The following is a 21,583-nucleotide window of genomic DNA, read 5'->3' as shown; positions in this document are numbered from 1 at the left end:
ACAGCCGACTGAAACAGCCATTCTATTGATTACACTTTTACACACTACTATAAACAACAAAAGGCCGACGCAATGCGCCAGCCATTTTTCATGCTACAAGAGCGGAATTGAAAGTCTTACTTAACTTCGACTTCAATTCCAGCTTCTTTAAGCTCGTTAGCCAGTGTTTCAGCTTCTTCTTTAGAAACACCTTCTTTAAGCGTGAACGGAGCGTTCTCAACAGCTTCTTTGGCTTCTTTAAGACCAAGACCTGTTGCGCCACGAACGGCTTTGATTGCTGCAACTTTGTTGTCGCCAGCGCCAGTAAGAACAACATCAAATTCTGTTTTCTCTTCTGCCGCACCACCAGCTTCACCTGCTGGACCAGCAACTGCAACCGCTGCTGCAGATACACCGAATTTTTCTTCCATTGCTTCAACAAGTTCAACAACTTCCATTACTGACATGTTAGCAACAGCTTCTAAAATATCTTCTTTTGTAATAGCCATTTTTATTTCCTTAAATTAATAATTTCGAATCAAGCGATTAGGCCGCTTCTTCTTTTTGCTCTTTAACAGCAACAAGACCGCGAGCCAATTTAGCCACAGGCTCTTTCATGACATACAACAATTTGCTCAAGGCTTCGTCGTAAGTCGGTAGCGCTGCGATAGCAGACAACTGACTGGCATCCAGAACACCATCACCAATAGATAGTGACTTAACAACCAAAGCTTCATTCGTCTTAGCAAAATCTTTGAAAACACGCGCTGCATTCCCTAGCTCTTCACCAGAGAAGGCAAAAATCAACGGGCCGGAAAAGGTTTCGGCCATGTCTTCAAATTTCGTACCGGCAACAGCACGGCGAATCAATGTATTTTTCACAACTCGGATCGATACATTGGCTTCGCGCGCTTTAGAACGAAGTTCGGTTAATTGCTCAACAGTCAATCCGCGATATTCAGCCGCAACCAGTGAACCCGCTTCCGCAGCAATCGCGGAAACTTCTTCAACAACGGCTTTTTTATCTTCGATTTTGAGTGCCATATAACCTCCAAAACAGTTTGGTCAGAAACCAAACTCCTCCATCTACGTAGGCTTAAATCTATTAAGAATGTGCTTCACATTCGCCTACGGTCTGCGATGGGCACTCGCTTAACTTAAGGAGTCCCAATTCGCACTTCTGCATTACGCAGAAATTCTTACAGTGTTGACTGATCAATAACCAGGCCTGGTCCCATTGTGCTGGAAACACTGACTTTTTTCATGTAAGTCCCTTTCGCAGCGGCTGGCTTAGCCTTGTTTAGATCTTCAATCAACGCATTCAAATTTTCTTTCAATTTTTCAGGCGCAAAATCCACTTTACCGATGGATGCATGAACAATACCGGCTTTGTCGGCACGGAAACGAACCTGACCGGACTTAGCGTTTTTGATTGCACTCACAACATCAGGCGTAACGGTTCCGGTTTTCGGGTTTGGCATCAAGCCTCTTGGCCCCAAAACCTGACCCAACATACCAACGACGCGCATCGCATCAGGGGACGCGATAACCACGTCGAAATCCATCATACCGCCTTTGATTTCAGCCGCCAATTCATCCATACCAACGAAATCCGCACCGGCTCCTTTCGCCGCTTCGGCATTTCCTTCACCCGTAAAGACTGCGACACGCACATCTTTACCCGTTCCGTTTGGCATTACTGTCGCACCACGCACAACCTGATCGGATTTACGCGGATCGATACCCAACTTAATGGAAACATCTACCGACTCAACAAACTTAGACGTCGCCAACTCGGATACCAATGAGAAACCTTCCAAAGCATCATAAGCTTTTAGGGCATCAACTTTTTCAGCGTAAAGCTTTTGTTTTTTTGTCAACTTTGCCATGTTCGATTACCCCTCTACATTCAAGCCCATGCTACGAGCGGAACCGGCAATGATTTTCACTGCAGCATCCAAATCGTTCGCATTCAAATCGGCCATTTTAGCGTTCGCAATTTCTTCCAACTGCGCGCGCGTTACCGTCCCAACCTTATCCATGTTAGGCACACCGGAACCCTTAGCGACACCAGCGGCTTTCTTCAACAGAATAGACGCAGGAGGCGTTTTGGTAATGAACGTAAAGCTACGATCGTTATACACAGTGATAACAACCGGAACCGGCAAGTTTTTCTCAAGGGATTGAGTCTGTGCGTTAAACGCTTTACAGAACTCCATGATGTTCACACCATGCTGACCCAGAGCAGGACCAACCGGCGGACTTGGGTTTGCATTCCCGGCAGGGACCTGCAACTTGATATAGGCTTCAATCTTCTTAGCCATTTTCTTCTCCTTGTGGGTATAACGTCTTTCGACTTCCCAGGGTTAAAAACTCCAGCGCCTTCCAGCGCCGGACATTAATTCTTTTCGACCTGAGTAAACTCAAGCTCAACCGGCGTGGAACGCCCGAAAATAAGCACAGACACCTGTAGCTTGTTTTTATCGTAATCCACTTCTTCAACAACCGCTTCAAAGTCATTGAAAGGACCGTCGATAACACGAACCATTTCGCCAGGTTCGTAAATCACTTTTGGCTTCGGCTTATCCACACCGTCTTCCACTTTCTGAAGAATACGGTCGACTTCTTTTTGTGTGATTGGTGCCGGACGGTCCGAGGTTCCACCAATAAAGCCCATCACCTGAGGAACACTCTTAACCAAATGCCAGGTTTCCTCATTCATTTCCATTTGAACCAGAACATAGCCCGGGAAGAACTTGCGCTCAGACGTACGTTTCTTGCCTTCTCGAATTTCAACCACTTCTTCCGAAGGCACGAGAATCTGCCCAAAGCTATCTTCCAAGCCCGCACGTTCAACGTATTCCGCTAAGCTCTTCTTAACTTTGTTTTCATACCCTGAATACGCATGAACGACATACCATCTCTGAGCCATACTAACCACCTTGTCCTGTTAAGATTTGAACAGCCCACAAAAAGAACATATCCACCAACCACAAGAAAATACTCATCAGAATCACCACCACAAAAACAATCAGGGTCATCTGAACCGTTTCCTGCCGCGTTGGCCAAATTACTTGCTTCACTTCTTTCTGCGCATGAGAAAGATAACTGAACCACGCCTTACCTTTCTCAGACTGATAAAAAACCAAACCGGCGACAACAAGACCACCAATCAACCCAAGCACTCTTACTACAGCATGGACATCCGAATAAATGTAATAACCGGCTAAACTCAACAAAAGCAATGCAAGCGAAACGAGTACCTTCATCGTTTCCATCGCCTTGGCACTTGAGTGATTTTCTGCTTTTTGACTCATATAATTAACTATATTCTGAAATAAAAACGACCTGTCCAACCGACAAGCCGCTATAAAATATGGCAGGGGTAGAGGGATTCGAACCCCCAACACCCGGATTTGGAATCCGGTGCTCTACCAATTGGAGCTATACCCCTGTAACCGAAAACATTTAATTTCGGCTTTCGAAAAAAAAGGGGATTATACATCCCCCTTTTTTGTTTAGCAAGTAGTCGCTATTATTATTCAATAATTTTAGCTACAACACCTGCACCAACTGTACGTCCACCTTCACGAATCGCGAAGCGCAGACCTTCGTTCATTGCGATTGGCGCAATCAACTCTACAGTCATTTGTACGTTATCACCAGGCATAACCATTTCAGTTCCGGCTGGCAATTCACACGCACCTGTTACGTCCGTTGTACGGAAGTAGAACTGTGGACGGTAACCTTGGAAGAATGGTGTGTGACGACCACCTTCGTCTTTGGATAGTACATAAACTTCGGCTTCGAACTTGGTATGCGGTGTAACCGTACCTTTGTGCGCCAATACTTGACCACGCTCAATGTCTTCACGCTTAGTACCACGCAATAGGATACCTACGTTGTCACCGGCTTCACCCTGATCCAGAAGCTTACGGAACATTTCAACACCAGTAACCGTTGTAGTAGTCGTTGGGCGAATACCGACGATTTCGATTTCTTCACCAACTTTTACAACACCTGTTTCAACACGACCGGTGGCAACCGTACCACGACCTTGGATGGAGAAGATGTCTTCTACTGGCATCAAGAATGGCTTGTCAGTGTCACGCTCTGGTGTTGGGATGTAAGTATCCAACGCCTCAACCAAACGACCGATCGCTGGTTCACCGATTTCAGATTGGTCACCTTCGATGGCTTTAAGGGCAGACCCCATGATAACTGGCGTGTCATCACCTGGAAAATCGTAGGTGTCTAGAAGTTCACGCACTTCCATTTCAACCAACTCTAGAAGTTCTTCGTCGTCAACCATGTCGGCTTTGTTTAGGAATACTACGATGTACGGTACACCTACCTGACGAGATAGAAGGATGTGCTCACGTGTTTGTGGCATTGGGCCATCTGCGGCAGAACAAACCAGGATCGCGCCGTCCATTTGAGCGGCACCGGTAATCATGTTTTTAACATAGTCGGCGTGCCCTGGGCAGTCTACGTGCGCGTAGTGACGCGTTTCTGATTCGTACTCTACGTGAGCCGTAGAGATCGTGATACCACGCTCTCTTTCTTCCGGTGCGTTATCGATAGCGGAATAGTCTTTTGACTCCCCACCAAACTTCTTACCTTGTACGATTGTTAGAGCCGCTGTAAGAGTTGTCTTACCATGGTCAACGTGACCAATCGTACCAACGTTTACGTGCGGCTTACTACGTTCAAACTTTTCCTTTGCCATGATGCAAACTCCGTTAAAACAGCGACAAACCTCTAAAGGCACGCCCGCCTATATTAAATGAAAAATGGAGCTCTCAACCAGGATCGAACTGGTGACCTCATCCTTACCATGGATGCGCTCTACCTACTGAGCTATGAGAGCAAATATTAAAAAGGCCCTCGCCATTAATCCACCTTCATGCAGACCAACAAAGAGAGCCTTGAATTGGAGCGGGTAGGGGGAATCGAACCCCCCTCATCGGCTTGGAAGGCCGAGGTAATAGCCAATATACGATACCCGCATAATGTAAAACTCAATTGAAAATGGTGGAGGGTAGTAGATTCGAACTACTGAAGGCATAGCCAGCAGATTTACAGTCTGCCCCCTTTGGCCGCTCGGGAAACCCTCCCAATCAAATTGATGGGCGTATTTTAAAGGAAAAATACTGGGTGTCAAGAAAAAAACCGGAATTTTTCTATTTTCTCCGGAAGGCCTTTTTTTGCCGATTTTGACTGTGTTTTTCAACGATGAACCGCGACAATTTCGGATTCAAATCACCCCTTACCCAACCGCATAAAAGCGAGGCTTCATTTAAAAACACCTGCCCCACCATTTCAAGTCCTTGTTACGAAAGATTTATTCCGATTTTCCGGCCACCGACGCCAAGGATTGCAACACATCCGCCACCTTGCTTAAAGTCGGCTGACATTTCGACAAGTCAAACCGCTTCGCCAAAGCCTCCGGGTTTTCGTAGGTCACCCAAACCTTATGATTCAGGTCCTGCGTCACTAGCATTTTCAACGGCAACTCAATACCGACTTGCGAATCGCATTGCATCAGCTTGGTGCCGACTTTCGGGTTACCAAACATCACCATCGTATTCGGCGCCAGAAACAAATCGACCTTTTGCGCACCCGCTGCATGATCGACGGTGGCGAAAATCGTCATCCCTTCCACTTCGATGGCGCTTTTCAGCTTCGTCACCGTCTGTTGAAAATCATTTTCGCTTTGCACCTCAATCAACTCGGCCTTCGCCGACATGGACAACGCCATCACCAAACCTCCTATTAAACAAGCCAGCTTCCGCATAATGACTCCTGTGTTTTACTCCGCGAAATCCAACCGATCCTGAACCGATTCCAGTGCCTTCATGGCGCAGACCTCATCTTTGTCGCCGCCCGGTGCACCGCTGACGCCAATCGCCCCGATTCGCGCACCGGCCGCCGTAATCGGCACACCACCTTCCATGACAATCAAACCATCAATGTGATTCAGCTCCGGACGAATATCCGCTCGCAGTTTTCGAAACTCGCCGGATTTCAACCCGGACATCACCACCATATTCGCTTTTTCCTGAGCGATTTGCAATGTAAATCGCGCCGCCAAATCATCGCGCATGGCGGAACGTAAATTGCCGTTGCGATCGACCACCACGGCGCTGACCTGATAACCGTCTTTACGGCATGCTTCCACACTCGCCATGGCAATCTGGTTCGCCAATTCCAAACCGATGTTCTTGGTCGTCACCACATCCGCCGCTTGAACCGGCGCCATCCCGGCAAACAATCCCAACGCAATCCAACCACCTAAATCAGCTAATCGTTTGAATACCATCATGTTTTGCTCCTTATTTATGTGCACAAATACATCGCCTCTTATTTCAGCACAGGGTTTTGTTTACAATATGCAACCACTGTGAAACCGAAACCGGATGGCACCGCCACTTATTATTATGCATACCGACTGTCAGCTCGACCAATTCAAAATTATCTATCAGGACGACCATTTGGTCGCCATCCACAAACCGGCCGGGCTATTGGTACACCGCTCCCCCATCGATAAACACGAAACCCGTTTCGCCTTGCAAATGACGCGAGATGCCATCGGCCAACCGGTTCACACCCTGCATCGTTTGGATAAAGCCACTTCCGGTCTGTTACTGTTTGCACTGGACCGCGACACCGCCCAACGCATGGGCGAACAATTTGAAGCCCACCAGATTGCAAAACATTACCAAGCCATTTGCCGCGGCTGGACACCTGAAAGCGGCGAAATCGATCATGCCCTGAAACATAAGCTCGATAAAATCGCCGACAAGCACGCTCGCCAGGACAAACCACCTCAAGAAGCCGTCACCCGGTTTCAGCGCCTCGCCATCGCGGAAGTCACACACCGGATGGGCCGTTACGACCACCAGCGTTACTCACTGTTGAAACTCATGCCGCAGACTGGCCGCAAGCATCAACTTCGCCGTCACCTCAACCACATCAACCACCCAATCATCGGCGACGTGCAATACGGCGACCGACACCACAACCATTTCTTTCACGACTGGCTGGGACAGCACCGACTCTACCTCGCCGCCACCGACCTCATCTTCACGCACCCTGTCACCGGCGAACACCTGCATTTGACGGCCGAACCGGAAACCTCTTTTCAAACGGCGCTCAACGCCTTGAACTGGCAAAACTCGCCAGGCCTGGACGATTAAGGTTTTGGGCTAGCAGGCTGCCAGGCCTGGTCAATTTCGATATTCGTGCAGAGTTCGATTTCCAACGGCGGGATTTGTATAATGCCCGTCTGACCGATTGCAATTTTCACCCACAACCGAACGGGGCACTTATGACGGACTGGCCAACACTCCTGGATTTCGACCAAAACCACATCTGGCATCCTTACGCCAAAATGCCCGCCGGCATTCCAGCCATCGGCGTCGCCAAAACCCAGGGGGCAATCATCACCTTGGCGGACGGCACCGAACTGGTCGACGGCATGAGCTCCTGGTGGGCCGCCATGCACGGTTACAACCACCCGAAAATCCAGCAAGCCATGCACGAGCAAATCGACACCATGCCGCACATCATGTTCGGCGGCTTCACCCACGAACCCGCCATCGAGCTCGCCAAACGCCTGGTCAAACTGACACCGGACGGGTTGGAAAAAGTCTTTCTGGTCGATTCCGGTTCCGTCGCCATGGAAGTCGCCATCAAAATGGCCATGCAATATTGGATCAGCCGTGAGCAACCGAATAAAAACAAACTGCTCAGTTTCGAACACGGCTACCACGGCGACACCTTCGCCACCATGGCCATCTGCGACCCGGTCAATGGCATGCACAGTTTGTTTTCACAAGTGTTGCCACAACATTTCTTCGCCCCCGCCCCGCAAATGGGCTTCGATATCAATTCCGACGACAGCGACATTGCCGCCGTTCGCCAGCTTCTGGAACAGCACCATGACGACATCGCCGCCGTCACCATCGAACCGATTGTGCAAGGCGCCGGCGGCATGCGTTTTTACCGCCCGGACTTCCTGCGCCAACTGCGCAGCTTGTGCGACGAATTCAACGTCCTGTTGATTGCCGACGAAATCGCCACCGGCTTCGGCCGCACCGGTAAGCTTTTCGCCTGCGAATGGGCCGACATCCGCCCGGACATCATGGCGCTCGGCAAAACCCTCACCGGCGGTCACATCACGCTCGCCGCCACACTCGCCACCACTGACATCAGCGACACCATCAGCCAAGGCCAGCCGGGCATCCTCGCCCACGGTCCGACCTTTATGGGCAACCCGCTGGCCTGCCGCGCTGCCATCGCCAACATCGATGTCCTGCTGGATTCACCTTGGCAAGACAACATTCAACGCATTGAAGACCAGTTCAATGACACCTTGTTACCGCTGAAAACGCAAGACGGCATCGCCGACACCCGTGTGCTCGGCGCCATCGGCGTCATTGAACTGGAACGCGGCGACTTAGGCCCACACATCCAAGCCGTCGGCATTGAAAAAGGTATTTGGGTACGCCCTTTCGGCAAACTGATTTATACCATGCCGGCGTATAACATCCCGCAAGCGCAGCTGAACCAACTGACAAACGGGCTGACTCAGGCGGTCAAAACCGCCGTACAATCCGCCATCCAAAACGCCTAAACGCTGACTCAAACTCAACGGCGGCTGAACCCGTTTAAAAAGCGTTCAAAAACGATGACGTTCGGGTAAAACTTCCCTTAAAATGGTTGGAAAAACCCTCTGATTTTCCATTTGAGACCCCGCCCATGGACAGCTTCAACGAGTTTATCGACCTACTTAAATCCCTGATTCGACAACCCAGTGTGGTCGGCGCCGAACATTCTTTTTTCCGCGTTCTGCAACGCGAACTGGAAGAGCGCGGTGCACGAGTCACCTGGTATGAAGGCCTATTAGTCGCTCAGGGCGAGCGGCCTGACAGCACCTTTTTGTCCAGCCACATTGATCGCCACGGATTGATTTGCACCGGCCCCAACGAATTCCAATTCGCCGCTTTTATCGCCGGACGCATGACCACTTTGCACGGCAACGATGTCAGTGACGAGCTAAAAATGACGCTGATGAACCGTTTCGAAAACACGCCGGTACTCGCGTATGAACCCTGGTCGGGCGCCTACCGTGGTTCCGGCACCATCGATAACGCTTATATCTGTGAATTCCGCAACAACCTGATTTTTGAAGTGAATGGCTTGGAACATTTGGTCGCCGGCACGCCGGTCGGCTTTCAGGACAAATTGAAAATTCAACAAGGCCTGCTGTCCGGTCAGCTCGATAACGTGCTCACCGCCGCCATGCTGGTGCACCTGTTCAGTCTGGGGTACCAAGGCACGGCGTTTTTCACCGCAGAAGAAGAGTCCGGCGGGAGCTGGCGCTACCTACTGGAATGGTTTCGCCGTTTCGGCAACCCCACCAACCAGCTTTATGTGCTCGACACCAGTCCGTACAAAAACCGAACTGAAGCCGATAAACAGTTGGTGGTGTTGCGAAACCGCGACGAAAACGCCGAGTTCAATGCGGAAGCCACCCGGCAACTGGCACAACTCTGTTACGAACTGGACATTCCTTACGGCTTCAAGGACGAATACATCGAGCAACTCAATCAGCAGGCCAAGTTGAACGGTCAGCCGAAACAAAGCATTGGGCGTACGGAACTGGGCCGCATCACGGCCAATGCCAACGGCCTGGTGCACGGCACCACCTTGCAGATTCCGACCACCGGTTATCACACCATGGACGAAACCGCTTCCATCGAAGCCTGCCAGGCGTTCTTGACCGTCTTGAAAAAAGTGGCGAAACTGGATTGATTTTGTCAGAGAGCTGAAACGAAAAAACGCCCAGGCCTGGGCGTTTTTAAAGAACGGTTATGCGTTTCGGGTGCGCGGTAGCCGCGCAACCCCAACTTTACACCTCAATGATTTCGAAGTCGTGACTCATCTCAACGGAATGCTCGAGCATTTTCGACACCGAGCAGTATTTTTCCGCCGATAGGTTCACGGCCCGCTCGACCTTCTTCGGGTTCAAGCCATGTCCGCTCACCTTGAAGTGGACATGAATCTTGGTGAACACCTTGGGAATGGAATCGGAGCGTTCGGACTCTATTGCCACTTCGCAATCGGTGACGTCCTGCTGGCTTTTCTGCAACATCATCATCACATCGATGCTGGTACAACCGCCCAGCCCCAGCAGCACCATTTCCATCGGACGAGCGCCTTTGTTTTCACCACCGACTTCCGGCGCCGCGTCCATCAGGACGTCGTGCCCGCTTTCGGTTGTGCCTTTAAAGGCCATGCCGCCCTGCCATTTCACTACTGTGGCCATAAATCCTCCTGGAATGTTTACGATTCGTCTTCCGGGTGTTCGATCAAATCTTCGACCACCACCACTTTGGGTTTAGGATAATAGTTAAATTCCGAGGCGGACGCAATGGTGTAAGCCCCCATTTGTTTCGCCACCAGCACATCGCCCACCGCCAAATCCGGCAATTCAATGTCTTCGTCGATGACGTCCACACTGTCACACGTCGGTCCTGCCAACACGCTCGGGAAGAAATCGCCGGTCGGGTCGAACGGTTTTAACGGGGTAATCGGATATTGCGCATGGTCATACATCTGCCCACTCAAGGCACCGTAAACACCGTCATCCAGATAATACCAAGTCCGCGCACCGCGCTTGGCTTTACCGACAATGCGCAGGACTTCGATCATCGACGGCGCGGAAATAAACCGACCCGGCTCGGCGAAGACTTCAATCCCCTCCGGCACGTCCAACAAAGCCTCGCGAATCGGCGCACAGAAATCGTCAATCGGCATCACCGGCCCTTGATAAGACACCGGGAAACTGCCGCCGATGTCCAACCACTTCCAGGACACATGCGCCATTTCCTTCATCGCCGCCAACGACGCCTGAATCGCATTCACCTGGGCAAACGGCGACAGGGATTGCGACCCCACATGGAAAGACAAACCGGACACGGTCATGCCATTGCTCATCGCCAAATCCACCAGGCCTGGCAATTCTTCCAAGGCGCAACCGAACTTGCGGGACAAATCCACCGTGGCGTCCTGACTGCGGAAACTGACGCGAATGATCAATTCCACGTCGTCTTTATAAGGTACAAACTTAATCACTTCGGCCGGGTTATCCACCACAAACCGCCGGCAACCGAATTCCAGCGCGTGACGGATTTCCTTATCCTTTTTAATCGGATGGGTGTGAATGCACTGTTCGCCGGCCACGCCCAAACCTTTTACCAAATCCACTTCGCCTGCCGTGGCCAGGTCGAACTGGCCGCCGAGTTTTTTCAAACGGCGAATCACCGCCGGATGCGCCAGGGATTTAATGGCGTAAAAAAGCGACACGCCCGGCAAAGCGTTTTGCAAAGCGTGATACTGGTATTCGACTTCCTGCAAGTCCAGCACCAAAAATGGCGTCTCGTGTTCCTTCAACAACTGGCTCAGCGTCGAGCGGTCGAATTGTTCGAGTTCATCCGGGTGCGTTTGTTCCGCAAAATGTTGGACAAGTGCGTCTGTGTTCAAGGTCTGTTTTATCTCCTAATGGCCCGCGGGCCGAGTCATAAAATCGGTTTAACCAACGTTAAACCATGGCGTCCTGCACGTATTTCGGCAGGGCAAAAGCGCCGGCGTGTAACGCCGGTGTGTAAAAACAGGTATTCAAATTGGCGGCGTCGTAACGCTGCTGCAAAACGGCCACGCTTTGCGTGTTCAAATCGGTACGATCCGTCGCCCAAGCGAAGGTCATTATGCCGCCCACATAGGTCGGCACCGCTGCCGAATAAAACGTCGCTTCGGCAAACAGCGGCGACAAGCGTTTGTAAGTGGTGGTCACTTCATCGGTTTGCATAAAGCTCACGCCGTTCTGCGCCACAAACACCCCACCATCGTTTAGGCAGTTTTGGATGCCCTGGTAAAAACGCGAGGTGAACAACACTTCACCCGGCCCAATCGGGTCGGTGGAATCGGAAATGATGACATCGAATTTTTCAGTACACTCGGTCACGAAATCCACGCCGTCGGCAATCACGATATTCGCTTTCGGGTTCGAAAAAGCGCCGGCCGAATGGTTCGGCAAATATTGCACACACATATCAATGACCTGTTGATCGATTTCCACTTGGGTGACCGACTCGACCGTGTCGTGCTTCAACACTTCACGCAAGATGCCGCCGTCACCGCCGCCGATGATCAGCACTTTTTTGGCGGCACCATGCGCCAACATCGGCACGTGCGTCATCATTTCATGGTAAATAAACTCATCCTTCTCGGTGGTTTGAATCACGCCGTCCAACGCCATCACGGTGCCCCACTGCGCATTGTTGAAAATCACCAAATGCTGGTGACCGGTATCGACTTCAAACAACACTTCATCCATCACGAACTGCTGTCCCCAACTCGGATAAAGGGTTTCCAAATAGGTCTGAGCGCTTTTAGGCATCGGTCACTTCCCCCCTGAGAATATTTTCCAGCCCGACTCTTTCCGGCGTAAAGGCCGCTTTCAAAACATCGATGGCTTTTTCCGGCTCGGAATCACCACACATAAAGACGTCAAAAGCCGCATAGTTACGCTCCGGCCAGCTGTGTACACTGATGTGCGATTCGGCCAACACCGCCACACCGGAAATGCCGCCGTTCGGTGTAAAGTGATGCAAATGAATATGCAGCAAAGTCGCTTTGGCTTTTTCAACCCCTTCACGCAGGGCTTTTTCCATCAATTCCAAATCGTCGAGGCGCGATGCCCCCCAAAAATCGGCAATCAAATGTGTGCCGGCAAAGGTCTTGCCGTCACGGCAAATAAAATGATCCAGCGTCTGATCTTCGATGGCCTGGTCATGTGTCGGCCAGGAGTCATTGATGACCGCAGTTTTTTCAATCACTTCAAAATGGTCGTTACTTGTGACCAGTACGTTTTCTGAATGAGGCATGTAAGGAGTACCTTATTAAAACACCCGGCCAAAGGAGGCATGCGGCCCGGATGAATGATTAAATATAATTTACTGAACAAAGGCTGAGTTCAGTAAATCCCAGCCACGTGCAACACGCACGTGAGGCAATAACCATTTTTCTTTCTGTTGCCTAAAAATTCGCGCAGCGAACTGAAGGTTTCTGTGTGAAAAAGGAAGAGCGTATTATTCCGCTTTTTCAAAAAGTTGCAAGCTTTTTATCGGAAAATTCATAAATTTTTCATGACGTATTTGGCGGTCCCGGACGGCACCGCCTGAAAGGGTGTCAACGGAACAATTCCGCCAGTTTTTCGCCCGGATTTTCGGCGCGCATAAAGGCCTCGCCTACCAAGAAGCTGTTGACCTGATGGTCGCGCATGGTTTGCACATCCTCTGGCCCCAAGATTCCGCTTTCGGTAATCACGATGCGATCATCCGGAATCATCTCCAACATGCGGATGGTGGTGTCCAGCGACACATCAAAGGTGTGCAGGTCGCGATTATTGATGCCGATCATCGGCAGCGGCAAACGCAACGCCCGTTCCATTTCCGCTTCATTGTGCACTTCCACCAGAACGTCCAACCCAAGTTGCAGCGCGGTTTCGGTCAGTTCATACATCTGGGCATCGCCGATGGCGGCGGCAATCAACAAGATACAGTCAGCGCCAATGACGCGTGCTTCGTACACCTGATAATCGTCAACGATGAAATCTTTACGGATAATCGGCAAATCCACCGCTTCATGCACTTGCTGCAAATAGGCATTCGCCCCCTGGAAAAAATCCTGGTCTGTCAACACCGACAAACAGGCCGCGCCGTGCTCGGCATAACTCTGGGCAATCTCCACCGGGTTGAACGGGTCGCGCAACACACCTTTGCTCGGCGAAGCTTTTTTGATTTCGGCAATCACCGCCGACTGACCGGCGTCCAACTTGGCTTGCATCGCATCGGCAAAGCCTCGTGTCGGCGAAGTGGTCATCATCAAGGCTTTTTGCTTCATTTCCCGAAGCGGAATGCGGTCGCAACCGGCTTGGATTTCTTCAAGCTTGCGTAAAATGATTTTTTTCAGGATGTCCGGTGTCTGGCTCATAGGTTCTATTCTTACTGTATTCTTTTTATCGGTTTGTCTGGCGGCTTCAATGCGATCCGAACCGCACATCGGCCGCGAACGGTCATCATAAAACCGGCCAGGCCTGGGCGTTTTCGTTTAAAGGCGCTTATAAGAAGCTTTGGGTTTTTTGAATGAATTCGTTCAGTTTCTGACGGGCTTTGCCTTCGGCAATCACCAGTTTCGCGCGCTCAACGCCTTCCTGGTAGGACGGCGCCATTCCGGCCACGTAAATGGCTGCGCCGGCGTTCAGACACACAATATCTTCCGCCGCACTGTGATCGTTGGCGAACACCGCATGAATGATGTTCAAACTGTCCTGTGCCGAATCCACCGCCAAGTCGGCCAAATCCGGATGATCCATATCATAATCGTAAGGGTCGATGGTCCATTCGGTGATTTCACCGTTTTTCAATTCGGCTACCTGGGTCAGACTGGCGATGCTGATTTCATCCAAGCCGTCATCGGCGTGCACCACCATCACGTGGTGAGCGCCCAGCTTTTGCAACACTTCGGCAAAGGGTCTCAACAACGCTTTGTCGTACACACCCAGCACTTGGGCCGGCGCTTCGGCCGGGTTGGTCAACGGCCCCAGCAGATTGAACACCGTCCGCACCCCGATTTCTTTACGGACATTAACCATGTGCTTCATGGCACTGTGGTGCAGCGGCGCAAACATAAAGCCGACACCGACGGATTCGACGCATTCAGCGACTTGTTCGGCATTCAGATTCAGATTGGCTTCGGCGGCTTCCAACACGTCTGCACTGCCGGACTTACTGGAAATGGAACGGTTACCGTGCTTGGCGACTTTACCGCCGGCGGCGGCCACTACGAAAGCGGAAGCTGTTGAGATATTAAAGGTGTTGGCGCCGTCACCGCCGGTACCGCAGGTATCGACAAGATGATTTTTGTCCGGAACCTGAACCGGCGTCGCTAGCTCGCGCATTACTTGTGCGGCCGCGGCGATTTCATCAATGGATTCGCCTTTCATTCTCAGGGCCATTAAAAAGGCGCCGATTTGAGCGGGGCTGGCTTCGCCGGACATGATATGCCGCATCACGGAAACCATTTGCTCGGAAGACAGATCCTGACGATCCAATAAACGTTCTAATGCCTCTTTCAACTGCATAACTCACCCCTCATCGTCCTGGTTTTCAGGCCGTTTTCTGATCCTTTTGTTCGAGAAAATTCTTCAACATCGCATGACCCTGCTCCGTCAAAATCGATTCCGGATGAAACTGTACCCCTTCAATCGGCAAGGTCTTGTGACGTACGCCCATGATTTCATCCATCTGGCCTTGTTCGTCCTGGGTCCAGGCCGTGATTTCCAGACAATCCGGCAAGGTGGCTTGATCAATCACCAGCGAATGGTAACGCGTGGTTTCCACCGGATTCGGTAATCCATTGAACACGCCGATATTATGGTGATACACCGGCGAGGTCTTGCCATGCATCACTTCCTTAGCGCGAACGATGTTCCCGCCAAAGGCCTGACCGATACTTTGGTGCCCAAGGCAAACGCCTAAAATCGGCACCTTACCGGCGAAGTGTTTAATTGCTTCCACCGAAATACCGGCTTCGTTCGGTGTACACGGGCCTGGAGAAATCACCAGATAATCCGGGTGCAATGTCTCGATCGTTTCCAAATTGATCTGGTCGTTGCGATGCACATCGACATGCTGGCCGAGTTCACCGAAGTATTGCACCAGGTTATAGGTAAACGAATCGTAATTATCAATCATCAACAACATAATTTATTCTGCCTTCGACACTATCGATGTCCGACATCGGGATTGTCGGTTTTCAGCCCTTTGGAAACGAATTCCACCGCCTTAAAGATGGCGCGGCCTTTATTCATGGTTTCGTCCCATTCGGATTGCGGCACCGAATCGGCGACGATACCGGCACCAGCCTGCACGAACAGACGTTGATCTTTAATCACCGCCGTACGAATTGCGATGGCGGTGTCCATATTGCCGTGCCAACCCAGGTAACCGACCGCACCGGCATAAATGCCGCGCTTGACCGGTTCCAATTCATCGATGATTTCCATGGCGCGAATTTTCGGCGCGCCGGACACAGTGCCCGCCGGGAAGGTGGCACGCAACACGTCAATGGGTGTCATGCCCGCTTTGGCACGGCCATTTACGTTAGAGACGATGTGCATGACGTGCGAATAGCGTTCCACCACCATTTTTTCGGTCAATTCCACCGAACCGATATCGGAAATCCGTCCGACATCGTTACGACCCAAATCAATCAACATCAAATGCTCGGCCACCTCTTTCGGGTCGGACAGCAAATCGATTTCCAATTCTTTGTCTTTTTCGGGCGTTAAACCACGACGGCGCGTACCGGCAATCGGCCGCACCGTGACGGTGTTGTCTTCCAAACGCACCAGAATTTCCGGCGACGAACCGACCACTTGCAGATCACCGAAATCCAAAAAGAACATATACGGCGACGGATTCAGATAACGCAAGGCGCGGTACAAATCAATCGGCGCGGCGCCGTAATCAATCGACATCTGCTGTGAAATGACAATCTGCATGGCGTCGCCGGACAAAATGTACTCTTTAATTTTCGCCACGGCGTCTTTGAAAGGCCCTTCGCCGAAGCTGGATTGGAAATCGGCTTCTTCCGGAATGAAATCGCGCGGCACGTCGTTCGGCACCGGCATCGGCTGGTTGATCATGGTGACGATTTCTTCGATGCGGGCTTCCGCTTGGGAATAGGCGTTGTCCTGCGACAAATCGGCATGCACAATGACATGCACCTGACCGCTGAGGTTATCGAACACCACAATTTCTTCGGACACCAACAATTGAATATCCGGTGCCTGAATGTCATCCTGCGCCGGTTCGCTGTCACGCAAACGCTCTTCGACATAACGCACCGTATCGTAGCCGAAATACCCGACCAATCCACCGGTGAACGCCGGCAAACCGGCCTGCGGGAACACCTGATAACGGGCTTGATAGGCTTCAATCCACGCCAGCGGATCATCGGACACCTGCTGCTCAACCGCATCATCGCCATCGAACAGGGTGATTTGATGACCACTGACTTCTAATCGCTTGCGGCACGGCAACCCGATAATCGAGTAGCGACCCCACTTATCTCCACCCTGCACCGATTCCAGAAGGTAGGTTTGGGGCTGGGCGGCAACCTTATGATAGACACTCAAGGGCGTGTCGTAATCGGATAAGATCGTCCGCATCACCGGGGCGGTTTTATAGCCCTGCTGAGATAAGTTGCGGAAGTGGGCATCACTCATTGATAGCTGACTCTTTTTGATTTGAACGTTCGGCTCTTTCGAGCTTTTTAAACAAATAGGTTCGATACAGTCCGGAAAACGAGCACCAGAACGGCTTGGTCAACACCAGGAAAAAGGCTTTCAGGTAGCGATACAGTTCAAGCAGTCGGTGCTTCATCGTTTCAAACCCGTGTCGGTTCGGATTATTTGGCTTCCAGATAGTTCGGCAATTCCATAAAGGAATCCATCACCGCATCCGGCTCGTAGTTTCGAATATCTTCCCCATGATTATAACCGTAAGTCATGCAGAAAATGTGAAAACCAGCGGCGCGCGCCGCTTTCACGTCGGACTTAGAGTCACCGATCATCAAGGCGTTTTCCGGTGCCACACCCAATTGCTCCGCGGCATGCAGCAACGGCATCGGATGCGGTTTTTTCTCTTCACAGGTATCACCTGACACCACGACTTCAAAATAATCGTAAAGGCCTTTGTCTTTCAACAACGGTACCGTAAAGGCTTCGGCTTTGTTGGTCACGCAGGCCACACGGTAACCTTGTGCCTTCATCCACTCAATGCCTTCCACAACGCCTTCATACACACAGCTACGCTTGGAAGTGTTGTCTTTATACAAATCCAGGAAAATCGGATAGGCTTTTTCCATCAACTCCGGTTCCGGCATGCCGTCCACCGAATTAATCAGCGCGCGTTCGGTCAAACGCTGTACGCCATTTCCAACCCAGTCACGCACCGCGTCTTCACCGCGAACAGGCATGTCCAGTTGTTTCATCATTTCATCTACGCAGTAGGCCAGATCCGGCACACTGTCAATCAAAGTCCCATCCAAATCGATCAGGATGAAGCCCGGTTTAATTTTTTGTTGGCTCATTAAAGGTTTCCAAATAATTCGAATTGTTATTGTTTTACAGCGCAGAATATATTCGCCCGACGGCTATGTCAGCCGTTTAAAACGACAAAACGCCAGACAGAGCTGGCGTTCCGTACCGCGCTATCCGTGATGTTGGGCTAATAAATTACGCTTTAGCCAATTCATCACGCATCTGTTGGATGACCGTGTCATAACGGTTTGCATCGCCCGCGTTGGCTTTGCCGAAAATGCCGGAACCGGACACGAAGGTATCACAACCGGCTGCCGCGACTTCCGCAATGTTTTCCACTTTCACACCACCGTCGATTTCCAAACGGATATCACGACCGGATTCGTCGATCAGTTTGCGTGCAGCTTTCAATTTTTCCAACGCTTCTGGAATAAACGCTTGCCCGCCGAAACCAGGGTTCACCGACATGATCAAAATCATATCGATTTTGTCCATGACGTGCTCCAAGTAGCTCAAAGACGTGGCCGGGTTAAAAACCAAACCGGCTTTACAGCCTTCCCCTTTGATCAACTGCAAAGAGCGGTCGATGTGCTCGGACGCTTCCGGGTGGAAGGTGATGTAATCCGCACCGGCGCTGGCGAAGTCCGGAATAATGCGATCCACCGGCTTCACCATCAAGTGCACGTCGATTGGCGCTTTAACACCTTCGTTGTCCATGAATTTTTTCAAAGACTCGCACACCAACGGCCCAATGGTTAGGTTTGGCACATAATGGTTATCCATTACATCGAAGTGCACCACATCCGCACCGGAGGCAATAACGTCTTTAACGTCCGTTCCAAGTTGGGCAAAATCAGCCGACAAAATCGATGGCGCAATCCAGTTTTCTTTCTTAGCCATGTCGTAATCCTTTTGAGAATGAAATTGAAATTGCGGGCATTTTACCAGACTCGCCGATTTTAAAAAAGAAAACATTATCTTACCAGGCCTGGCCAATCGTTTGATTTTACGAAAAATGTCGAACCGCTTGACGGCCAAAAAACCGCCATGCAAAACTCTCTGATAATTCCGTTGATTTGGGATAAAATCACCCACAAAAGACAACGGTTATCCCTTAACGGATAACCACGACACAACCACATGCGTCACGAGGAGATGTCATGGATCACTTCCCGGCTTTAAAATCACTAAAACGCAGCATTCGCATCACCGAAGTCATCGGGCTGATTATCATTGCGCTGGCCACCATCATCGCCGGCATTCAGGAAGTGATCGTCATGGTGCAGAACATGAAGGTCACCCTCGGCGATTTGCTGTTGCTTTTCCTTTATCTGGAAGTACTGGCCATGGTGGCTATCTATTTGGATTCCGGCAAACTGCCGATTCGGTTTCCGATGTACATCGCCATCATCGCCCTGGCGCGTTACCTGATTCTGGACATGAAAAACCTCACCGAGTGGCAGATGATTGCCGTGGCCGCGACCATGCTAATGATCGCCTTTGCCGTCATCATCATCCGCTACGGCCACTTGAAACTGCCGTACACCGACCGACAGCAGTTGGAAGAGAATTTGAAAAAATAAACTGGAAGAATGCTTATGCAACCACTTTACGAGTCAAACCTGACCAGCCTCCCCTTAATCAACAAAGGGAAAGTTCGTGACCTCTACGACGTGGACGACCGTCACCTGCTGATCGTCACCACCGACCGCATTTCCGCTTTCGACGTGGTGCTGCCAACGCCGATTCCGGGAAAAGGCCGAATCCTGACGGAAACCGCTCAGTTCTGGATGAACAAGGCCACCGACATTCTGCCGAACCAAATGGCGGACGACGTCCAATTGGCCGACATCCTCACACCCGAGGAACTGAAACAACTGGACGGCCGCGGCATGGTGGTGCGTAAATTGAAACCTCTACCGGTGGAAGCCATTGTGCGCGGCTACTTGGTCGGCTCCGGCTGGAAGGAATACAAGAAAACTCAAACCGTTTGCGGCATCGAATTACCGGCCGGTTTAAAAAAAGCCGAACAATTACCGGAACCGCTATTCACGCCGTCCACCAAAGCGGAAATCGGTGAACACGATGAAAACATCTCTTACGAAGAAGTGGTGAAACTGATCGGAGAAGACAAAGCCCGCCAAGTCAAACAGTACAGTTTGGCGCTGTATCAAATGGCGGCGGAATTCGCTTTAGAGCGCGGCATCATCATCGCCGACACCAAATTCGAGTTCGGGGAAGACGAAAACGGCGTCATTCATTTGATCGACGAAGCCCTGACGCCGGACAGCTCACGTTTCTGGCCGGCCAAAACCTATCAAGTCGGCAAAAATCCGGACAGCTTTGATAAGCAATACATTCGCGATTACTTGGAATCCCTGGATTGGAACAAAACCGCACCGGGGCCGGAACTACCACAAGAAGTCGTCGATATGACCCTGGAAAAATACCAAGAAGCTCAGGCACGCCTGATGGAAAACTCCTAACCGCAAAGGCTCATTTATGTTCGACGAACTGCTTCCCACTGTCGATACCTTTTTGAATGCAACCGACTCGGCCACGCCGAACGGTTTCTTCATCACCGGTACCGACACGGAAACCGGTAAGTCTTACACCACCTGCCGCATCGCTGAATACCTATTGCAAAAACGACCAGGCCTGGTCATTTCGCCCAGAAAACCCATTGCGTCCGGCTGCCTTCTACAACCGGACGGTCGCCTGCTATCGGAAGACGCTGACTCGGTGCACAGTGCCAGCCAAACCCCCGACGACTTGGAAACAATTTGCCCTTATCGTTTTAAGCTCCCGATTTCACCGGCTCGCGCCATTGCTCAAGCGGGTGCTGATATTCGGTTAAACGAGCTGGTCGAAGCTTGCCAGGCACCACAAGACCGGTTTCGACTGGTGGAGGGTGCAGGAGGGCTTTATTCACCGCTCACGCCCGACGCTGACAATCTGGATTTGATTCAACGCCTAGGGTTACCGGTTGTTCTCGTCGTTGGCAACAAGCTTGGCTGTCTGAATCACGCTCTACTGACAATCCGAGCCTTGGAAACGGCCAAGCAGCCGATCGCCTTAATCGTACTCAATGACCTGTCCGACAACGCCGACCCGGAAAACTTCACCGACCTCCAATCGCTGGTTCCTTATCCATGCGTCCACACACCTTATCATGGCTACCAAGGACAGCTTTAACGTCCTTCTGTCAGCCTTCTTCGAACCTTCAAGAACAGCAAGACCATTACCCCGCCGAGCACCATAAACAGCAACGCCAGCGGCCACAGTGCCCAAACAATTCCCCAATGATCGGCCACGACAATAGACGTCGCACCAATCTGTTCCGTCAAACCGTATTCCGATAACAGCGCATCACTGTAGAACCACAGCAAAAACGCCAATGCCAACCCAATTCCGATACACATGGTTGAC

Annotated in this window: 27 protein-coding genes and 4 tRNA genes; 6 read left to right on the top strand and 25 right to left on the bottom strand. The window is 51.1% G+C overall.

Going from position 1 to position 21,583, the window contains the following annotated elements; all coding sequences use genetic code 11:
• Positions 1–116 precede the first annotated feature (116 nt).
• From rplL to EPV75_RS01900, 13 genes are all read right to left on the bottom strand, one after another.
• Positions 117–488: a 50S ribosomal protein L7/L12 gene (gene rplL / locus EPV75_RS01960; RefSeq protein WP_029939568.1), complete on the bottom strand. Its 372-nt coding sequence runs from the start codon at positions 486–488 to the stop codon at positions 117–119.
• A gap of 37 nt (positions 489–525) precedes the next feature.
• Entirely contained in the window at positions 526–1,023 is a 498-nt protein-coding gene (rplJ, locus tag EPV75_RS01955; protein ID WP_029939567.1) for a 50S ribosomal protein L10, read from the bottom strand.
• A 155-nt stretch (positions 1,024–1,178) separates the two neighbouring features.
• Positions 1,179–1,868 (bottom strand): 50S ribosomal protein L1, encoded by a 690-nt coding sequence (rplA, locus tag EPV75_RS01950; protein WP_128384294.1) that lies wholly within the window; start codon positions 1,866–1,868, stop codon positions 1,179–1,181.
• Between the two features lie 6 nt (positions 1,869–1,874).
• Positions 1,875–2,303 carry a 50S ribosomal protein L11 gene (gene rplK, locus EPV75_RS01945; RefSeq protein WP_029939565.1) on the bottom strand — a complete coding sequence of 143 codons (429 nt, stop codon included), beginning with the start codon at positions 2,301–2,303 and terminating at the stop codon, positions 1,875–1,877.
• 74 nt (positions 2,304–2,377) lie between these two features.
• Positions 2,378–2,911, bottom strand: a complete 534-nt coding sequence (gene nusG, locus EPV75_RS01940; RefSeq protein ID WP_029939564.1) for a transcription termination/antitermination protein NusG — start codon at positions 2,909–2,911, stop codon at positions 2,378–2,380.
• Position 2,912: 1 nt separating this feature from the next.
• Positions 2,913–3,296: a preprotein translocase subunit SecE gene (gene secE / locus EPV75_RS01935; protein ID WP_029939563.1), complete on the bottom strand. Its 384-nt coding sequence runs from the start codon at positions 3,294–3,296 to the stop codon at positions 2,913–2,915.
• Between the two features lie 60 nt (positions 3,297–3,356).
• A tRNA-Trp gene (locus EPV75_RS01930) sits at positions 3,357–3,433 on the bottom strand.
• Positions 3,434–3,517: 84 nt separating this feature from the next.
• Positions 3,518–4,708 (bottom strand): elongation factor Tu, encoded by a 1,191-nt coding sequence (gene tuf / locus EPV75_RS01925; RefSeq protein WP_029939562.1) that lies wholly within the window; start codon positions 4,706–4,708, stop codon positions 3,518–3,520.
• Positions 4,709–4,773: 65 nt separating this feature from the next.
• Positions 4,774–4,849, bottom strand: a tRNA-Thr gene (locus EPV75_RS01920).
• Between the two features lie 64 nt (positions 4,850–4,913).
• Positions 4,914–4,988 (bottom strand) — tRNA-Gly (locus tag EPV75_RS01915).
• Between the two features lie 23 nt (positions 4,989–5,011).
• A tRNA-Tyr gene (locus EPV75_RS01910) sits at positions 5,012–5,096 on the bottom strand.
• A 227-nt stretch (positions 5,097–5,323) separates the two neighbouring features.
• The gene (locus tag EPV75_RS01905; RefSeq protein ID WP_192894016.1) at positions 5,324–5,740 is read right to left on the bottom strand and encodes a DUF302 domain-containing protein; all 417 of its coding nucleotides are present in this window, start codon (positions 5,738–5,740) and stop codon (positions 5,324–5,326) included.
• Between the two features lie 51 nt (positions 5,741–5,791).
• Positions 5,792–6,304, bottom strand: a complete 513-nt coding sequence (locus EPV75_RS01900; protein ID WP_225972370.1) for a GlcG/HbpS family heme-binding protein — start codon at positions 6,302–6,304, stop codon at positions 5,792–5,794.
• Between the two features lie 94 nt (positions 6,305–6,398).
• Between EPV75_RS01900 and EPV75_RS01895 the strand changes: the two genes are divergently transcribed.
• The 3 genes from EPV75_RS01895 to EPV75_RS01885 all read left to right on the top strand — a co-directional run bounded on the left by EPV75_RS01895 (position 6,399) and on the right by EPV75_RS01885 (position 9,798).
• Positions 6,399–7,178: a pseudouridine synthase gene (locus EPV75_RS01895; protein WP_225972369.1), complete on the top strand. Its 780-nt coding sequence runs from the start codon at positions 6,399–6,401 to the stop codon at positions 7,176–7,178.
• Positions 7,179–7,309: 131 nt separating this feature from the next.
• Complete coding sequence (locus tag EPV75_RS01890) at positions 7,310–8,617, top strand: adenosylmethionine--8-amino-7-oxononanoate transaminase (RefSeq protein ID WP_128384292.1); 1,308 nt, start codon at positions 7,310–7,312, stop codon at positions 8,615–8,617.
• A gap of 125 nt (positions 8,618–8,742) precedes the next feature.
• Positions 8,743–9,798: a peptidase M42 gene (locus tag EPV75_RS01885; protein ID WP_128384291.1), complete on the top strand. Its 1,056-nt coding sequence runs from the start codon at positions 8,743–8,745 to the stop codon at positions 9,796–9,798.
• A 97-nt stretch (positions 9,799–9,895) separates the two neighbouring features.
• Here EPV75_RS01885 and EPV75_RS01880 read toward each other — a convergent pair whose 3' ends face one another.
• The 11 genes from EPV75_RS01880 to rpe all read right to left on the bottom strand — a co-directional run bounded on the left by EPV75_RS01880 (position 9,896) and on the right by rpe (position 19,054).
• Positions 9,896–10,312, bottom strand: a complete 417-nt coding sequence (locus EPV75_RS01880) for an OsmC family protein (RefSeq protein WP_128384290.1) — start codon at positions 10,310–10,312, stop codon at positions 9,896–9,898.
• Between the two features lie 17 nt (positions 10,313–10,329).
• Positions 10,330–11,529, bottom strand: a complete 1,200-nt coding sequence (locus EPV75_RS01875; protein ID WP_081836881.1) for a type III PLP-dependent enzyme — start codon at positions 11,527–11,529, stop codon at positions 10,330–10,332.
• 58 nt (positions 11,530–11,587) lie between these two features.
• Positions 11,588–12,445 carry a polyamine aminopropyltransferase gene (speE, locus tag EPV75_RS01870; protein ID WP_128384289.1) on the bottom strand — a complete coding sequence of 286 codons (858 nt, stop codon included), beginning with the start codon at positions 12,443–12,445 and terminating at the stop codon, positions 11,588–11,590.
• On the bottom strand, positions 12,438–12,932 hold the full coding sequence (gene speD / locus EPV75_RS01865) for an adenosylmethionine decarboxylase (RefSeq protein ID WP_029939553.1): 495 nt from the start codon (positions 12,930–12,932) through the stop codon (positions 12,438–12,440). Before speD ends, speE begins: the two co-directional genes overlap by 8 nt.
• A gap of 304 nt (positions 12,933–13,236) precedes the next feature.
• On the bottom strand, positions 13,237–14,040 hold the full coding sequence (gene trpC, locus EPV75_RS01860) for an indole-3-glycerol phosphate synthase TrpC (protein WP_128384288.1): 804 nt from the start codon (positions 14,038–14,040) through the stop codon (positions 13,237–13,239).
• A gap of 127 nt (positions 14,041–14,167) precedes the next feature.
• Complete coding sequence (gene trpD, locus EPV75_RS01855; RefSeq protein WP_128384287.1) at positions 14,168–15,190, bottom strand: anthranilate phosphoribosyltransferase; 1,023 nt, start codon at positions 15,188–15,190, stop codon at positions 14,168–14,170.
• 25 nt (positions 15,191–15,215) lie between these two features.
• Positions 15,216–15,812, bottom strand: coding sequence for an anthranilate synthase component II (locus EPV75_RS01850; RefSeq protein ID WP_128384286.1), 597 nt, complete (start codon positions 15,810–15,812; stop codon positions 15,216–15,218).
• A 20-nt stretch (positions 15,813–15,832) separates the two neighbouring features.
• A complete protein-coding gene (gene trpE, locus EPV75_RS01845; protein ID WP_068647210.1) occupies positions 15,833–17,338 on the bottom strand; it encodes an anthranilate synthase component I in 1,506 nt (501 codons plus the stop codon).
• Positions 17,331–17,495: a hypothetical protein gene (locus tag EPV75_RS12205; RefSeq protein ID WP_192894015.1), complete on the bottom strand. Its 165-nt coding sequence runs from the start codon at positions 17,493–17,495 to the stop codon at positions 17,331–17,333. Before EPV75_RS12205 ends, trpE begins: the two co-directional genes overlap by 8 nt.
• Positions 17,496–17,520: 25 nt before the next feature.
• Complete coding sequence (locus EPV75_RS01840; protein WP_029939548.1) at positions 17,521–18,204, bottom strand: phosphoglycolate phosphatase; 684 nt, start codon at positions 18,202–18,204, stop codon at positions 17,521–17,523.
• 145 nt (positions 18,205–18,349) lie between these two features.
• Positions 18,350–19,054, bottom strand: a complete 705-nt coding sequence (gene rpe / locus EPV75_RS01835; RefSeq protein WP_029939547.1) for a ribulose-phosphate 3-epimerase — start codon at positions 19,052–19,054, stop codon at positions 18,350–18,352.
• A 260-nt stretch (positions 19,055–19,314) separates the two neighbouring features.
• On the opposite strand from rpe, the gene EPV75_RS01830 reads away from it, so the two are divergent.
• From EPV75_RS01830 to bioD, 3 genes are read left to right on the top strand one after another with little or no spacing between them, the layout of a single operon-like run.
• Positions 19,315–19,737: a phosphate-starvation-inducible PsiE family protein gene (locus tag EPV75_RS01830; RefSeq protein ID WP_127120187.1), complete on the top strand. Its 423-nt coding sequence runs from the start codon at positions 19,315–19,317 to the stop codon at positions 19,735–19,737.
• A 15-nt stretch (positions 19,738–19,752) separates the two neighbouring features.
• Positions 19,753–20,640 carry a phosphoribosylaminoimidazolesuccinocarboxamide synthase gene (locus EPV75_RS01825; RefSeq protein ID WP_128384285.1) on the top strand — a complete coding sequence of 296 codons (888 nt, stop codon included), beginning with the start codon at positions 19,753–19,755 and terminating at the stop codon, positions 20,638–20,640.
• A 16-nt stretch (positions 20,641–20,656) separates the two neighbouring features.
• Positions 20,657–21,349, top strand: coding sequence for a dethiobiotin synthase (gene bioD / locus EPV75_RS01820; protein ID WP_128384284.1), 693 nt, complete (start codon positions 20,657–20,659; stop codon positions 21,347–21,349).
• Here bioD and EPV75_RS01815 read toward each other — a convergent pair.
• Entirely contained in the window at positions 21,346–21,576 is a 231-nt protein-coding gene (locus EPV75_RS01815) for a hypothetical protein (protein ID WP_128384283.1), read from the bottom strand. The genes bioD and EPV75_RS01815 overlap by 4 nt on opposite strands.
• Positions 21,577–21,583: the final 7 nt, after the last annotated feature.

The sequence above is a fragment of the Hydrogenovibrio thermophilus genome, from assembly GCF_004028275.1.
Taxonomy (GTDB): Bacteria; Pseudomonadota; Gammaproteobacteria; order Thiomicrospirales; family Thiomicrospiraceae; genus Hydrogenovibrio; species Hydrogenovibrio thermophilus.
Note: the sequence above shows the minus strand (reverse complement) of the source record. Positions and strands in the feature narration are given on the sequence as shown.

What these genes read in the sequence shown, in the direction of transcription:
- rplL (WP_029939568.1), bottom strand. Translation starts at nt 488, where the DNA reads ATGGCTATTACAAAAGAAGATATTTTAGAAGCTGTTGCTAACATGTCA.
- rplJ (WP_029939567.1), bottom strand. Translation starts at nt 1,023, where the DNA reads ATGGCACTCAAAATCGAAGATAAAAAAGCCGTTGTTGAAGAAGTTTCC.
- rplA (WP_128384294.1), bottom strand. Translation starts at nt 1,868, where the DNA reads ATGGCAAAGTTGACAAAAAAACAAAAGCTTTACGCTGAAAAAGTTGAT.
- rplK (WP_029939565.1), bottom strand. Translation starts at nt 2,303, where the DNA reads ATGGCTAAGAAGATTGAAGCCTATATCAAGTTGCAGGTCCCTGCCGGG.
- nusG (WP_029939564.1), bottom strand. Translation starts at nt 2,911, where the DNA reads ATGGCTCAGAGATGGTATGTCGTTCATGCGTATTCAGGGTATGAAAAC.
- secE (WP_029939563.1), bottom strand. Translation starts at nt 3,296, where the DNA reads ATGAGTCAAAAAGCAGAAAATCACTCAAGTGCCAAGGCGATGGAAACG.
- tuf (WP_029939562.1), bottom strand. Translation starts at nt 4,708, where the DNA reads ATGGCAAAGGAAAAGTTTGAACGTAGTAAGCCGCACGTAAACGTTGGT.
- EPV75_RS01905 (WP_192894016.1), bottom strand. Translation starts at nt 5,740, where the DNA reads ATGGCGTTGTCCATGTCGGCGAAGGCCGAGTTGATTGAGGTGCAAAGC.
- EPV75_RS01900 (WP_225972370.1), bottom strand. Translation starts at nt 6,304, where the DNA reads ATGATGGTATTCAAACGATTAGCTGATTTAGGTGGTTGGATTGCGTTG.
- EPV75_RS01895 (WP_225972369.1), top strand. Translation starts at nt 6,399, where the DNA reads ATGGCACCGCCACTTATTATTATGCATACCGACTGTCAGCTCGACCAA.
- EPV75_RS01890 (WP_128384292.1), top strand. Translation starts at nt 7,310, where the DNA reads ATGACGGACTGGCCAACACTCCTGGATTTCGACCAAAACCACATCTGG.
- EPV75_RS01885 (WP_128384291.1), top strand. Translation starts at nt 8,743, where the DNA reads ATGGACAGCTTCAACGAGTTTATCGACCTACTTAAATCCCTGATTCGA.
- EPV75_RS01880 (WP_128384290.1), bottom strand. Translation starts at nt 10,312, where the DNA reads ATGGCCACAGTAGTGAAATGGCAGGGCGGCATGGCCTTTAAAGGCACA.
- speE (WP_128384289.1), bottom strand. Translation starts at nt 12,445, where the DNA reads ATGCCTAAAAGCGCTCAGACCTATTTGGAAACCCTTTATCCGAGTTGG.
- speD (WP_029939553.1), bottom strand. Translation starts at nt 12,932, where the DNA reads ATGCCTCATTCAGAAAACGTACTGGTCACAAGTAACGACCATTTTGAA.
- trpC (WP_128384288.1), bottom strand. Translation starts at nt 14,040, where the DNA reads ATGAGCCAGACACCGGACATCCTGAAAAAAATCATTTTACGCAAGCTT.
- trpD (WP_128384287.1), bottom strand. Translation starts at nt 15,190, where the DNA reads ATGCAGTTGAAAGAGGCATTAGAACGTTTATTGGATCGTCAGGATCTG.
- EPV75_RS01850 (WP_128384286.1), bottom strand. Translation starts at nt 15,812, where the DNA reads ATGTTGTTGATGATTGATAATTACGATTCGTTTACCTATAACCTGGTG.
- trpE (WP_068647210.1), bottom strand. Translation starts at nt 17,338, where the DNA reads ATGAGTGATGCCCACTTCCGCAACTTATCTCAGCAGGGCTATAAAACC.
- EPV75_RS12205 (WP_192894015.1), bottom strand. Translation starts at nt 17,495, where the DNA reads ATGAAGCACCGACTGCTTGAACTGTATCGCTACCTGAAAGCCTTTTTC.
- EPV75_RS01840 (WP_029939548.1), bottom strand. Translation starts at nt 18,204, where the DNA reads ATGAGCCAACAAAAAATTAAACCGGGCTTCATCCTGATCGATTTGGAT.
- rpe (WP_029939547.1), bottom strand. Translation starts at nt 19,054, where the DNA reads ATGGCTAAGAAAGAAAACTGGATTGCGCCATCGATTTTGTCGGCTGAT.
- EPV75_RS01830 (WP_127120187.1), top strand. Translation starts at nt 19,315, where the DNA reads ATGGATCACTTCCCGGCTTTAAAATCACTAAAACGCAGCATTCGCATC.
- EPV75_RS01825 (WP_128384285.1), top strand. Translation starts at nt 19,753, where the DNA reads ATGCAACCACTTTACGAGTCAAACCTGACCAGCCTCCCCTTAATCAAC.
- bioD (WP_128384284.1), top strand. Translation starts at nt 20,657, where the DNA reads ATGTTCGACGAACTGCTTCCCACTGTCGATACCTTTTTGAATGCAACC.
- EPV75_RS01815 (WP_128384283.1), bottom strand. Translation starts at nt 21,576, where the DNA reads ATGTGTATCGGAATTGGGTTGGCATTGGCGTTTTTGCTGTGGTTCTAC.